The organism is Streptomyces sp. NPDC029139 (assembly GCF_055564335.1).
In genome coordinates this window covers 247,327-262,071 of sequence record NZ_JBVHWN010000011.1, presented here as the reverse complement: position 1 = coordinate 262,071, position 14,745 = coordinate 247,327, and the positions used below count along the sequence as shown (strand labels likewise).

Here is a 14,745-nt window from a genome sequence, read left to right as displayed (position 1 = left end):
ATGAGGTGGCGTGCGCCGTGGTGGGTGACGAGGTGGCGGGCGAGGAGGGAGCCGAGTGCGCCGGTGCCTCCGGTGATCAGCACCGTCCCCTCAGGATCGAAGGGCCGTACGCGTGACGCTTCCTCCGTCCGCGTGCCGGGCGTGACCGCCCCGGCCCGGGCCAGGACCGGCGCGTACAACACGCCGTTCCGTACCGCCACCTGGCCCCGGCCGGTCGCGACCGCCGCGGGCAGCAGAGCCACCTCCGCGGCCGAGTCGCCGCCCTCACCGGCACCTTCGGCGACCGGGCCCGCCGGGTCGACGGACAGGTCCACCAGGGTGAAGTGCCCCGCGGTCTCCGCCTGAGCGGTCCGCAGCAGGCCCCACACCGTCGACACGGCCACCGCCGACGCGGACACCCGCGGATCCGGACCCGCCGCGACGGCGCCTCGCGTGACCACCACGAGCCGCGCGTCGGCCAGCCGCTCCTCCGTGAGCCACTCCTGGACGACGGCGAGCGCGTCCACCGCCGAGTCATGGGCGCCGGCGAGCACGTCGTCGCCTCGCTCGCGCAGGTGCAGCACGACCACGGACGGCACCGGCTCGCCCGCGTCCAGCGCGGTCCGCAGCCCCGACAGGTCCGCGTGGTGCGCCCGGACACCGAGCTGTGCGGCCAGGGCCGCGCCGTCCTTGCCGAGCACCGCCCAGGAGGAGGCCGGCGCGCCGGCCTCCGCCGGTCGCCCGGCCGGTACCTCCTGCCACCGCAGGACGTACAGCGGATCCCGGGCGCCGGGCGAGGCGTCGGCCAGGCCGCTGAGGTCCACGGCCCTGAGCGCCAGTTCGTCCACCGTGGCGACCGGGGCGCCGGTCGGATCGGCCAGTGTCAGGGCCGCCGTGTCCGGCCCGCTCCGGCGCAGCCGCACCCGGAGCCGGGTGGCACCAGCCGCGTGCGCGGTGATGCCGGACCAGCTGAACGGCACCCGCTGGGGCGCGTCCGGCTCCGCGACGAGCAGGGCGTGCAGTGCGGCGTCGAGGAGGGCGGGGTGGAGGGTGTGGCCGGTGGTGTCGGTGTCGTCGGGGAGGCTGACTTCGGCGTAGAGGTCGTCGTTGTGGTGCCAGAGTGCGGTGAGGCCTTGGAAGAGGGGTCCGTAGGCGTAGCCGCGGGTGGCGAGGTGGTCGTAGGCGTCGTGCAGGTCGACGGGTTCGCCGGGCGGGGGCCAGGTGAGGTGTTCGGCGGGGGCTGGGGTGGGGGCGAGGGAGCCGGTGGCGTGCCGGATCCAGTCCGCCTCGCCCTCGGCCGCGTCCGCCGCACGGGAGTGCACGTGGAGCGGCCTGCGGCCCGCCTCGTCCACGGAGCCGACCGTCACCTGGAGGTCGACGGCCGCCGCCTCGGCGAGGACCAGCGGGGCCTCCAGAGTGAGGTCCTCGACCGACCCGGCCGCGACGAGGTCCGCCGCGTGCAGGGCGAGGTCGACCAGGGCGGCCCCGGGAAGAAGGGTCGTCCCGGCGACCGCGTGCTCCGTGAGCCACGGGTGCGTGCGCGGCGAGACACGGCCCGTCAGCACCAGACCGTCGCCCTCGGCCAGCCGTACGGCCGTGCCGAGCAGTGCGTGCCCCGACCCCGCTCCGCCCGCCGGCTCCGTCCGGGGCGTGAGCCAGAAGCGCTCCTGCCGGAACGGATAGGTGGGCAGGTCCTCGGGGTGCGCCGGGGTGCGCTCCGGCCGCCAGGTGGCCGGGGAGTGCCCACTGGTGTGCAACCGGGCCAGAGCCGCGCCGAACGTGGCGCTCTCCTCGCCGGTGCGGCGCAGGGTCGGGACGAGCACGGCGGGTCCGGTGAGTGACTGCTGGGCGAGCGCCGTGAGGACGGCGTCCGGGCCGAGCTCCACGTACCGGGCGGCCCCCCGGTCCTTCAGGGCGCGGACGTGGTCGGTGAAGCGGACGGTGTCGCGGATGTGCGCCGTCCAGTAGGCGGCGGTCGTCGGATCGCCCGCGGTGACGAGCGGGATCGCCGGGTCCCGGAAACGGATCTCCGAGATGGCCTCCCGGAACGCGTCGAGCACCGGCTCCATGAGAGGCGAGTGGAAGGCGTGGCTCACCTTGAGCCGGGTCGTGCGGCGGCCGAGGGCCGTGAAGACCTCCCGTACCGCGAGCGCGTCCTCCTCCGCACCCGAGATCACCGTCGAATCGGGCGCGTTGAGCGCGGCCACGGACAGCCGCGGGGTCAGATGGGGGAGCAGCTCCTCCTCCGTGGCCTGCACGGCGATCATCGCGCCGCCGGCCGGCAGGCCGCTCATCAGCCGCCCGCGGACCGCCACCAGCCGGGCCGCGTCGTCGAGGTCCAGCACGCCGGCGGCGTGCGCGGCGGCGATCTCGCCGATGGAGTGTCCCGCCATGTGCCCGGGGACGATCCCGTGGTGCTCCAGGGTCCGGTACAGCGCGGTCTGCACGGCGAACAGGGCGGGCTGCGTGTACTCGGTGCGGTTCAGAAGGTCCGCGTCCCGCCCCCACATCACGTCCCGCAGCGGCCGGTCGAGATGCGGGTCCAGCGCGGCGAGCGTCGTGTTGAGCGCGGCGGCGAACACCGGGTCGGCGGCGTGCAGTTCCCGACCCATCCCCAGCCGCTGGCTGCCCTGCCCGGTGAACAGGAACGCGGTGCCTCCGGCGGCCACGCTGCCGGTGGTCAGACCGGGTGCTTCCGTGCCTTCCGCCAGGGCGGTGAGGCCGGTGAGGAGCGCGGCACGGTCGGCGGTGTCGACGACCGCCCGGTGCTCGAACCGCGCCCTGGCCGCGAGCGAGGCGGCGACCTCCTGGACGGGCGTCTCCGGGTGCCCGACGGCGTACGCGTGCAGTCGGCGCGCCTGGTCGCGCAGCGCCTCGGCGCTCTTCGCCGACAACAGCCACGGAAGCGCGGGCAGTTCGGCGGGCCCGCCTTCGGCGTCGGCCTGTTCGAGGACGACGTGCGCGTTGGTGCCGCTGATCCCGAAGGAGGAGACGGCGGCGCGGCGCGGCTCCCGGCCGGCCCGGGGCCACGGCCGGTTCTCGGTGAGGAGGCGGACCGTGCCGTCGGACCAGTCGACGTGCTCGGTCGGCTCGTCCACGTGCAGGGTCCGGGGCAGGACCCCGTTGCGCATCGCCATGATCATCTTGATGACGCCGCCGACGCCCGCCGCGGCCTGCGCGTGCCCGATGTTGGACTTCAAGGAGCCGAGCCACAGGGGGTGTTCGGTGTTCCGTTCGCTGCCGTACGTGTTGATGAGTGCCTGCGCCTCGATGGGGTCGCCGAGCCGGGTGCCGGTGCCGTGCGCCTCGACGGCGTCCACCTGCGTGGCGGTCAGCCGGGCGTTCGCCAGGGCCTGCCGGATCACCCGCTCCTGTGACGGGCCGTTCGGGGCGGTGAGGCCGTTGCTGGCGCCGTCCTGGTTGGTGGCCGTGCCCCGGACGACGGCCAGGACCGGGTGGCCGTTGCGCCGGGCGTCGGAGAGCCGCTCCAGGAGCAGCAGACCGACGCCCTCGCTCCAGCCGGTGCCGTCGGCCGTGGTGGAGAAGGACTTGCAGCGGCCGTCGGGGGAGAGCCCGCGCTGCCGACTGAACTCCACGAAGGTGCCCGGCGTCGCCATCACCGTCGCGCCGCCGGCCAGGGCCAGCGAGCACTCTCCCTGCCGCAGTGACTGCGCGGCCAGGTGCAGCGCCACCAGCGACGACGAGCACGCCGTGTCGACCGTGATCGCCGGGCCCTCGAGGCCGTACGTGTAGGCGATCCGCCCCGACACCACACTGCCGGTGTTGCCGGTCAGCAGAATGCCTTCCAGGTCCTTCGGCATGAGCTGTACGGGCGGCGCGTAATCGTGGTACATCGTGCCGGCGAACACGCCGGTGTCGCTGCCCCGTACCTCGGCCGGGTCGATGCCGGCCCGCTCGAAGGTCTCCCAGGCCGTTTCCAGGAGCAGCCGCTGCTGCGGGTCCATCGCCGTCGCCTCGCGCGGGCTGATCCCGAAGAACTCGGCGTCGAACTCGCCCGCCCGGTAGAGGAAGCCGCCCTGGTCCGTGCTGGACCGGCCGACGGCCTCGGGATCGGGGTCGTACAGGTTCTCCAGGTCCCAGCCGCGGTCCCGCGGGAAGGGGCCCACGGCGTCGGTCCCCTCGGACACCAGGCGCCACAGGTCCTCGGGCGAGGCCACCCCGCCAGGGAAACGGCAGGCCATGCCGATGATCGCGACCGGCTCGTAGGCGGCGCCCGCCCCCTCGCCCGTCGCGGCTCGCACCACCGGCGCCGCGGGACCGCCCGTGGTCCCCGTCCCGGCCGTCAGCCGCTCGCGCAGATGCGCCACCAACGCCTGCGGAGCCGGGTAGTCGAAGACCAGCGTGGCCGAAAGCCGCAGCCCGGTGGCCGTGTTGATCCGGTTGCGGAGCTCCACCGCGCTCAGCGAGTCGAAACCGAGCTCCTTGAAGCCGGTGGTGAGGTCGACGGCCGCCGGCGACGCGTGGCCGAGCACCGCCGCCGCCTGCTCACGCACGAGCTCCGCGATCCTGCGGGTCTGCTCCTCCTCGCCCAGACCGGCCAGCAGCGCCGCGAACCCGCCGTCACCACCCGGCGCCGCCGCGCCCGCCCGCCGCAACGGCGCCCGGACCAGACCCCGCAGCAGCGGCGGAACTCCGCCGGACGCCGCCCGGGCCCGTACCCCCGCCAGATCCAGCCGGGCGGGCACGAGCAGCGGCTCCGGACGACCGAAGGCCGCGTCGAACAGCGCGAGACCCCCCGCCTCCGTCATGGCGACCACACCGGAGCGGGCCATCCGCGCCAGATCGGATCCGCCCAGCTTTTCGCCCATGCCGCCCTCGCCCCACAGGCCCCAGGCGAGCGAGGTCGCCGGGAGCCCCAGAGCGCGGCGGTGGTGGGTCAGCGCGTCGAGGAAGGTGTTCGCGGCGGCGTAGTTCGCCTGGCCGGCGGCGCCGATCAGCCCGGACACGGAGGAGTACACGACGAACGCGGACAGATCCAGGCCGGCGGTCAGCTCGTGCAGATGGAAGGCGGCCTCCGCCTTCGGGCGCACCACGGTGTCGAGCCGCTCCGGGGTCAGCGCCGTGACCACACCGTCGTCGAGAACGCCGGCGGTGTGGACGACGGCGGTCAACGGATGAGCCGCGGGTACGGACGCCAGCAGCGCGGTCAGGGCGGCACGGTCGCTCGTGTCGCAGGCCTCGACACGCGTCACGGCCCCCAACGAGTCGAGCCGGGCCACGAGTTCGGCGGCGCCGGGGGCCTGGGCGCCCCGGCGGCTGGTGAGCAGCAGATGCCGTACTCCGTGCTCGGCGACCAGGTGCTCGGCGAGCAGCCGGCCGAGGCGACCGAACGCGCCGGTGATCAGCACGGTTCCGTCGGCCGCGAGCGGCAGCGCCGCGCTCCCCACGGGCGGCCGGTCCGCCGGGGAAGCCTCGGTCCCCGTGCGGGGCACGGCTTCGTTCGTCGGGGAAACCTCGGCTGCCGTGCCCGGTGCGGCTTCGTCCGCCGAGGAAGCCTCGATCCCCGTGCCGGGCGCGGCCCGGTCCGCCGGGGAAGCCCCGGCTGCCGCGCCGGGTGCGGCCGCGTCCGGCGTGGCGGACTCGGCGACCCGGGCCAGCCGGGGCGTGCGGATCTCGCCCGCGCGGACCGCGCTCTGCGGCTCCCCGGACGCGGCGACGGCCCGCAGTCGCCCGAGCGACTCCGGTGCGCCGTCGACGTCGACCAGCGCGAAACGGCCGGGGTACTCCGACTGGGCCGACCGCAGCAACCCCCACAGGGGCGCGGTGACCAGGCCGTCCACCGACACCTCCGGCGCTCCCGCCGGGTCGGTGGCGCCCGTGCCCACGGACGCGCGGGTCACCACCAGCAGCCGGGTGTCCGCGAGGCGTTCGTCGTCCAGCAGGGCCTGCACGGTGGCGAGCGCCTCGTGCGTGGTGCGGCGGGTGGCGTCGAGTGGGAGATCCGGCCCGGCGCCCTGTTCGGCCCCGGCCCCGGGCGCGTACACGGCGAGTTCGGGGGCGGCCGCCGTGCCGGCGTCCAGAGCCGCCCGCAGCGCGGCGATGTCCTCGTACGGTGCGGCGTCGAATACGGCCGCCAGCTCCCGAGCCCGGGGAGAGTCGCCGAGCACGACCCGGCGCCCTCGCCCCGCCGACCCGACGTCCGTCCCGTCCGTCGCGTCGACCGCGTCGACCGCGACGGACGGCTGCCAGGAGACGGTGAACAGCGGATGCCGCCGTGCGGTGTCCCCGAGCCGTCCGGTGGACGCCTCGCGCAGCACCAGCGACTCGACCGCCGCGACGGGCGCCCCCGTCGGGTCGTCGAGACGCAGGGCCACGCCGCCGTCCGGCGAAGGGCGCGCGCTCACCCGCAGTCGGGTGGCGCCCGTCGAGTGCAGCGTCACGCCGCCGAAGCCGAACGGCAGAAGCCCTTCGGCGCCGTCGACGAGCGGGTGGAGCACGGCGTCGAGGAGTGCGGGGTGGAGGGTGTGGCCGGAGGCGTCGACGCCCTCGGGCAGGGCGACCTCGGCGTACACGTCCTCGCCGTCGCGCCAGAGCGCGGTGAGGCCCTGGAAGGCGGGGCCGTAGCCGTAGCCGTGGGCATCGAGCCGGTCGTACAGGCCGGTGAGATCCACCCGCTCGCCGGGCGGCGGCCAGGCGATCGGTTCGGGGGCCGGATCGTCGTCCGTCAGGACACCGGAGGCGTGCCGGGTCCACGGCTCCGACTCGTCCGTGCGCGCGTGCACGGCGAGCGCCCGGCGGCCGGCCGGGTCCGCCGCGTCCACGGTGACCTGGAGGGTGATCGCGGCGTCCGCACGCAGAACGAGCGGCGACTCAAGCGTCAGCTCCTCCACCGTCCGGGTCTGCGCGAGCCCGGCCGCGTGGAGGGCGAGGTCGGTGAAGGCGGTGCCGGGCAGGAGGGTGGTGCCGGCGATGGTGTGCTCGGCGAGCCACGGGTGGGTGCGCAGGGAGATCCGGCCGGTGAGGACCAGCTGATCGGTGTCGGCGATCGAGACCGCCGCGCCCAGGAGCGCATGGTCCGAGGCGGTCAGGCCGGCGGCGGTGACGTCGGTGCCGGCCCGCTGCGACGAGAGCCAGAAGTGGTCCCGTTGGAAGGGGTAGGTCGGCAGGTCGTCGGGGTGGGCGGGGGTGTGCGTGGGCTGCCACGTCGTGGGGGTGTGACCGCCGGTGTGCATGCGGGCCACGGCGGTGGCGAAGGCGAGGGGCTCGGGGGACTTCTTGCGCAGGGTGGCCGTGACGACCGCCGGAGCGGTCAGGGTCTGCTGCGTGAGGGCGGTGAGGGTGGCGTCGGGGCCGAGTTCGAGGTAGCGGGTGACGCCGTCGGTCTCCAGGTGCTGGATGCCGGGGTGGAAGCGGACGGCGCGGCGGATGTGCTCGGCCCAGTAGGCGGGGGTGGTGAGGTCGTCACCGGTGGCGGGCAGCCCGGTGACGTTGGAGATCACGGGGATCTTCGGCGGGTGGAAGGTCAGGCCGCCGATCGCCTGTCGGAAGTCGTCGAGGACGCCGTCCATGTGGGCCGAGTGGAAGGCGTGGCTGACCGTCAGACGGCTGGTCTTGCGGCCCCGCGCGACGAGCTGGTCCTGGAGGGCGACGGCCTCTGTCGCGTCCCCGGAGACCACCAGCGAGCCGGGTGCGTTGAGGCCCGCGATGCCGATGCCCGGTGTGAGCAGGGGGAGCACCTCGTCCTCGGCCGCCTGGACGGCGATCATGGCGCCGTCGGAGCGGGCGGCCTGCATCAGCCGGCCCCGGGCGGCGACCAGGGTCACCGCGTCGGCCAGGTCGAGGACACCGGCGGCGTGCGCGGCGGCGATCTCACCGATCGAGTGACCGATGAGCCGGTCGGGAACGATCCCCCGGCCCTCCAGGGTCCGGTACAGCGCGGTCTGCAGGGCGAAGAGGGCGGGCTGGGTGTACTCGGTCCGGTTGAGCAGCTCCGCGTCCTGCCCCCACATCACCTCCCGCAGCGGCCGGTCGAGGACGGCGTCGAAGCGCTCGCACACCTCGTCGAAGGCGGCGGCGAACACCGGGTCGGCGGCGTGCAGTTCCCGACCCATGCCCAGCCGCTGGCTGCCCTGCCCGGTGAACAGGAACGCGGTGGTGCCGGTCGTCGCGACGCCCGCCGTCACACCGGGAGCCTCGGCGCCCTCGGCGAGAGCGGCGAGGCCGGCGAGGAGCGCGGCACGGTCGGTGGTGTCGACGACGGCGCGGTGGTCGAAACGGGTACGGGCGGCCAGCGAGGCGGCGACCCGCTCGGCCGGAACGTCCGGGTGCTCGACGGCGTACGTGTGCAGCTGCCGCGCCAGGTCACGCAGCGCCTCGTCGCTCTTCGCGGACAGCAACCAGGGGACGCGGGGGAGTTCCGTGGGCTCCGGCTGGTGGTCGGCCGGGGCCTGCTCGATGACGACGTGCGCGTTCGTGCCGCTGATCCCGAAGGAGGACACGGCCGCACGCCGCGGCGCGTCGTCGTCGGTCCAGGGCCGCTCCTCGGTGAGCAGCCGGACCGTGCCGTCCGACCAGTCGACGTGCTCCGTGGGCCGCTCGGCGTGCAGGGTCCTCGGCAGCCGGTCGTGGCGCAGCGCCATCACCATCTTGATGACGCCACCGACACCGGCGGCGGCCTGCGCGTGCCCGATGTTGGACTTCAAGGAGCCCAGCCACAGAGGCCGTTCGGCGTCGCGTTCGCTGCCGTACGTGTTGAGGAGCGCCTGCGCCTCGATCGGGTCGCCGAGCCGCGTGCCGGTGCCGTGCGCCTCGACGGCGTCGACCTCGGCGGCGGTCAGGTCCGCGTCGGCCAGGGCCTGGCGGATCACGGCCTCCTGGGAGGGGCCGTTGGGCGCGGTGAGACCGTTGCTCGCGCCGTCCTGGTTGATCGCCGTGCCCCGCACGACCGCGAGGACCGGGTGCCCGTTGCGTACCGCGTCCGACAGCCGCTCCACCAGCAGCAGACCGACGCCCTCGCTCCAGCCCGTCCCGTCGGCCTCGGCCGAGAACGCCTTGCAGCGGCCGTCGGGGGACAGCCCCCGTTGCCGGCTGAACTCCACGAACATGCCGGGGCTCGCCATGACGGCCGCGCCGCCCGCCAGGGCCAGCGAGCACTCGCCCTGCCGCAGGGCCCGCGCCGCCAGGTGCAGCGCCACCAGCGACGACGAGCAGGCCGTGTCGACGGTGATCGCCGGGCCCTCGAGGCCCAGGGTGTACGCGATCCGGCCGGAGGCGACACTGCTGAGCTGACCGGTCAGCAGGTAGCCGTCGACGCCTTCGGTGGCCTCCGCGAGCCGGGGACCGTACTCGAGCCCGTACGTGCCGGCGAACACGCCGGTGTCGCTGCCGCGCAGTGACGTCGGGTCGATGCCCGCCCGCTCGAACGCCTCCCAGGCCGTTTCGAGCAGCAGCCGCTGCTGCGGGTCCATCGCCGTCGCCTCGCGCGGACTGATGCCGAAGAAACCGGCGTCGAACTCGCCGGCCTCGTGCAGGAAGCCGCCGCGCGCGGTGGACGACTTGCCGACCGCCTCCGGATCGGGGTCGTACAGGTCCTCGTCCCAACCGCGGTTGTCCGGGAACGGGCCGATCGCGTCGGTCCCCTCACTGACCAGACGCCACAGGTCCTCGGGCGAGGCGACCCCGCCGGGGTAGCGGCAGGCCATGCCGATGATCGCGATCGGCTCGCCCGGATCGGCCGGAGCCCGCCGTGCCGTCTCGCGCGCCGCCGGCGCGTCGTGGAGCAGGGTGTGCAGGTGCGCGGCCAACGCCTCCGGCGTGGGGTGGTCGAAGGCGACGGCCACCGGCAGGCGCACCCCCAGGGCCTGGGCCAGACGATTGCGCAGGCCGACCGCGGCCGAGGACTCCATGCCGAGGTCGCGGAAGGTGTCACCGGGCGCGCCGATCATGCTGCCGGGGCCTGCCCCGAGCACGCCCGCCGTCTGCTCCCGTACGACCTCCAGCAGGCGCCGACGGCGCTCGGCCGGAGCCAGCGCGTCCAGTTCCGCCCGGAGTTCGGTGGCCGGGCCGGCCGCTTCGACGGCGTCCGCGGCCGTGTCGTACGCGGGAAGCTCCAGCAGCACCGGCTCGCTCGCGGCCGGGTCCGCCTCGCCCGGGTCCGTCCCCGCGCCGCTGGACGCCCGGGCCAGGTCGACCGGCAGGCCGTGTGCCCACAGGTCGGCGAACGCCGCCGCCAGGGCCCGGTGGCCGTCCCGGTCGCGGACCAGCGATCCCGTCACGACGACGCTTCCCGCCCGCCCGGCGTCCTCGACGATGTCCTCGACGGCCATCTTGAGCACCGGGTGCGGGCCCGCCTCCAGGAACGCCCCGTGGCCGTCGGCGAGCAGCGCGCGCACCGCCGGCTCGAAGAGCACCGGGCGACGCAACTGGCCGGCCCAGTACGGTCCGTCCAGCTCCCGCGTGTCCAGCAGGGCGCCGCGTGCCGACGAGTAGAACGGGATCCGGGACGCGGCGGGCCGCACCGTCTCGAGACCCGCGAGCAGCCGGTCCAGGATGGCGTCCACCTGGCCGACGTGGACGGGGAAGTCGGCCCGGATCCGCCGGGTCCGCACCCCTTCGGCGGCGAGCGTCGCCACCAGCTCGTCCAGCGCCTCCTCGTCGCCCGACACGGTCACCGAACCCGGTCCGTTGACGGCGGCGAGCCCCAACCGGTCCGCCCAGGGGGCCAGCCGTGCCCGCATCTCCTCGGCGGGCAGCAGCACGGCCACGATGCCGTGGCGGCCCGAGAGCTCCTCGGTCAGGGCCGCGCCCCACACCGCCGCGATCCGCAGTGCCTCGGCCCGGGGCAGCGCCCCGCACGCGTGCGCGGCGGCCATCTCGCCGATGCTGTGCCCCACGACCGCGACCGGCTCGACCCCGCGCGAGCGCCATTCGGCGGTGAGCGAGATCATCACGGCGACCAGCGCCGGCATCACCACCGCCGCGGACTCCAGCGGCGGAGCGCCCTCGGCGCCCCGCAGGACGTCGACCAGGTCCCAGTCCACGAGCGGCCGCAGCTCATCGGCGCACGCCTCGACGGTCTCCCGGAACACCGCGGAGCCGTCGAGCAGATCGACGGCCATGCCGTCCCAGTGCGCCCCGAAGCCGGGGTAGACGAACACCGCGCCCGGCGCGCCGCCCGCCCGCGGCACCCGGCCCTCGCGCAGCCCTTCCGCGGCCGCCTCCTCGACGCGGCCGGCCGCCAGCGCGCGCAGTCCCGCGAGCAGTTCGTCGCGGTCCCGGCCGAGCAGGACGGCACGGTGCGCGGCCGCCTCGTCGGCGGCGGTCAGCGCGGCGGCGGCCGACGCCGGCGACAGGCCGGGGAGGGCGTCGAGCAGTTCCGCCGCGGCGGCGGCGCGCGCACGCAGCGAGGCCGGTCCGGGCGCCGAGACCGGCCACAGTACGACGGGGTGGGGTGCAGCAGTCATCGTCTACCGTCTCCGAATTTCGGTTGCGCGGGATTCAGGTGGGGAAGGGGGGTGAGCTGGAAGGGGGCGAGTGGCGGAAACCGTGACGCGCGCGGGGCCGGGCGCGTCCCTCGGGAGCGGCGCCGCCCTCAGGACCGGGCGGCGTGCTCGCCGGCGAGCAGCGAGGAGATCAGCCGGAGCACGATCGCGGGCGCCGACCGGTGGAAGAAGTGACCGCCGGTCAGCGTGAAAACCCGGAAGTCCGCCGAGGTGTGGCCGGCCCAGCCCGCCGCCAGCCGGGGCGTCACCAGCGGGTCGCTGGACCCGGCGAGGACCCGGATCGGGACCGGCAGCGGGTCCTCGTCAGGGCCGGGCCCGGGGGGGCGGCTGTGCGCCAGGCGAAGGTCGTCACGGAGGACGGCGACGGCCAGGCGGAGCCACTCCGGGTAGCGAAGTACCAGCTCCGGCAGCCCGTCCAGACCGGTCATCCACGCCGTCAGCTCCTCGTCCGTGAGCCGGTCGGGCGAGACGCCGGCCCGCGGCGTGTGCGGGGGCGGGCAGGCGCCGACCAGCAGCTGACGGGGCGGTGTCCGGCCCTGGGAGACCCGCCGCCGGGCCAGCTCGTAGGCGACGAGGCCGCCCATGCTGTGCCCGTAGAAGACGCAGGGCGCGTCCAGCAGCGGGTCGAGTGCCTCGTCCAGTTCGTCGACGAGCCGCGCGAAGTCGTGCAGCCGGGGTTCGCGGGCCCGGTGTTCGCGGCCGGGCAGCTGGACCGGCACGACGGCGACTGCGCCGCCCAGACGCGGCTGCCAGCCGGAGAACGAGGAGGCCGCCCCGCCCGCGTGGTGGAAGCAGAACAACCGCAGCGGCGCGCCGGCCGGATCGGCCTGCCGGGGCAGGAGGTACGCCGACCGGGCCGGGACCGCACGACCGTCGGTCGGGCGCGTGCGGCTTCCGTCGCTCATGTCTCCACCGTCGACGCCGTGAGCGCGTAGATGTCGCGCAGGCTGGTCGACTCGAGGACCTGCGCCATCGGTACCCGCTGTCCCGTCTCCCGCTCGATCGCGGTCAGCAGGGTCAGCAGGTGCAGTGAGTCCCAGCCCGGCAGCTCGTCGAAACCGGCTCCCACCGTCGTGGGGGTGAGGGACAGGCCGATCTCGCTGTGGACGAGGGACAGGAAGTCGTCGAGGCTCTTCACTGGTGCAGCCCTCCCAGGCTCAGGGCCAGCCGGATGTGCTCCGGCGGCGCGGGGATCTCCGCCAGGTCGTGGCGGTAGAGGGTGGGGGCACCGTCGGTGCCTCCGCCGGCCGGACGGAAGCCGTTGCCGGGGTAGAAGTCCTTGACCTTGCCGTTCTTGGCCGACGGCCGGTAGGCGGCGCGGACCGAGCGCAGCCCCTGGTCCCGGGCGTGGCCGAGGACCGCCGACAGGCAGGCCTGCTCGATGCCGCGGGCGAACACCCGGCAGCTCAGCAGGAAGTTGTCGATGACGAGCGCGTCGTCGTCGCGGTGGGCGAGGACTGCGCCGACGACGCCGTTGTCGCCGAACCGGTCGGCCGACCGGATGGTGAGGACCAGCGAGCCCGGGGCGGTGGCCCGTTCGGCCACCTCGGACTGCTGGAGCCGTTCCGTGGTCAGATTGAACTGGTTGGTGCGCAACGTCAGTTGGGACACCCGCGCCAGCTCGGCCGGGGAGGCGTCGGCGAACCGCACCTGGACGTCCAGCTCGCGCAGGTAGTCGTCGAGCGACGAGAAGCTGTGCAGGAAGTCCTTGCGGTCCAGCTCCTCCCGGTACCGCTCGGGGCGCTTCAGGTCGTCGCTCGTGATGTCCCGTACGTCGAACCAGCCGTCCCGCAACAGCTTCTCGACGTGCAGCGCCGGCTCGTCGTCGAGCGCGACGACGGCGACGTCCGGCAGCTCGTGGGCGACCAGGCCGCACTCGTACGGGCTGTCGTCGGCGAACACGAAACTGTCCACGCCGAGATTGAGCTCGGCGGCCAGCTCGCGCAGGTTGTCGTGCTTGGGGCGCCAGTTGGCGATGACCCGGACGAAATCGTCCTCGCGCAGGGTCATGTTCGGATGGGACCGCAACACCTCGCGCACCGGGTCCAGATCGTTCTTGCTGACCGCGGCGAGCAGCACGCCCTGCGAGGCGATCTGCCGGGCGGTCCGCTGCAGCCGGCGGAACGCCTCGCCCCGGTAGGAGCCTGCGACCTCGATGCCCTCGATCCCGTCGTCGCCGAGGATCCCGCCCCAGACCGTGTTGTCCAGGTCCAGGACCAGGCACTTCTTCGCCCGTCCGGTGGCCGCGCGCAGCACGTGGACCAGATCGCCGGCGTAGGCCGCCTGCGCCTCGGGCGAGAGCTCCGTGTGCGTGTAGACACCGAGCCGGTCGTCACGGAGCGCGATCTCCGCGCCGAGCAGCGGGTCGAGGTCGAGGACGGTCAGGGCGGGATGGTCGTCCATCAGACGCAGCAGCCGCGCGTTGGCCTCCCGCCACACCGCGCCGAGCCGGGCCCGGTCGCGTACGGCGATCAGCTGCGCCGGCCACTCGCGCGGCAGCGGCAGCGTGTTGAACACCAGCGTGCCCTGCCCCGCGCCGTCGAAGGTCTTCGCGAGACCGTCCAGCAGTGCCAGCTTCTCGTCGAAGACCCGGCGCACGTCCTCCGGGGTCCATGGCGCGGGGACCTCGTCGAACACCACGGAGGCGTCCAGGAGGCACACGACCGCGTCCGGCCTCGCCGCGTACAGCGCGCTCCCCGTGTCCGACAGGTCGAAGACGTAGCCGTCGAAGTCGGACACGTGCGGGCGGAGCAGCAGACCGTGCCGGGCCAGCTCGGCCGTGACCGGGCCGACCAGTCCGGACACGGTGCTGTGCCCGGTGAACGCCACCGACACGACCGGAGTGTCCGGGTGTTCGGCGAGCACGGCGTCCGCGCCGATCCGGGCCAGCGTGTTCCCCGCCCAGCGCCTCTCGGCGGCGCCGCCCGCGTCCACCAAGGCCCGCACCCGCGGGTACTCGGCGACCACGCGGCCCCGCTCGTGCAGCGACCGCAGCGTGTCGTCCGTCTTCTCGACCATTCCCAGCTCTCCCCGTACGTCGGGTACGACGCGGCCATGCTTGGCGAGCGGTCTAAAGCGGCCCTAACAGCTGGCTAGGGAGTGTCTTGTCGATCACCCCGGATCGGCCCGGCCGCATCCGCAGGACACCCCCACAGGGCCCGGCGGTCCGGGAGACGCGGATAGCCGCGGGGGTGGGGAGCCGGGCGGCACGGCCGGGCCGGGCCGAGGATTAGCGCCCCTTAAGGGGCGGTTTGGAGGGCCCGCCTAGATCTTCACCCCGCACCACGGCGTGTTCGGTGACCGG

The 14,745-nt window shown here is 74.9% G+C and carries 4 protein-coding genes; all 4 read right to left on the bottom strand.

The genetic code is table 11. The features are described 5' to 3' along the window. The coding region (locus tag ACZ4VW_RS24235; RefSeq protein WP_467965726.1) for an SDR family NAD(P)-dependent oxidoreductase at nt 1-11,402 on the bottom strand (11,402 nt) is incomplete at its 3' end. Nucleotides 11,403-11,530: 128 nt separating this feature from the next. Continuing rightward, complete coding sequence (locus ACZ4VW_RS24230; RefSeq protein ID WP_467965724.1) at nt 11,531-12,346, bottom strand: thioesterase II family protein; 816 nt, start codon at nt 12,344-12,346, stop codon at nt 11,531-11,533. After that, a complete protein-coding gene (locus tag ACZ4VW_RS24225) occupies nt 12,343-12,579 on the bottom strand; it encodes an acyl carrier protein (RefSeq protein WP_467965722.1) in 237 nt (78 codons plus the stop codon). The genes ACZ4VW_RS24230 and ACZ4VW_RS24225 overlap by 4 nt, the downstream gene beginning before the upstream one ends. Continuing rightward, nucleotides 12,576-14,459, bottom strand: a complete 1,884-nt coding sequence (locus ACZ4VW_RS24220; protein ID WP_467965720.1) for an HAD-IIIC family phosphatase — start codon at nt 14,457-14,459, stop codon at nt 12,576-12,578. The genes ACZ4VW_RS24225 and ACZ4VW_RS24220 overlap by 4 nt, the downstream gene beginning before the upstream one ends. Nucleotides 14,460-14,745 lie beyond the last annotated feature (286 nt).

What these genes read in the sequence shown, in the direction of transcription:
- ACZ4VW_RS24230 (WP_467965724.1), bottom strand. Translation starts at nt 12,346, where the DNA reads ATGAGCGACGGAAGCCGCACGCGCCCGACCGACGGTCGTGCGGTCCCG.
- ACZ4VW_RS24220 (WP_467965720.1), bottom strand. Translation starts at nt 14,459, where the DNA reads ATGGTCGAGAAGACGGACGACACGCTGCGGTCGCTGCACGAGCGGGGC.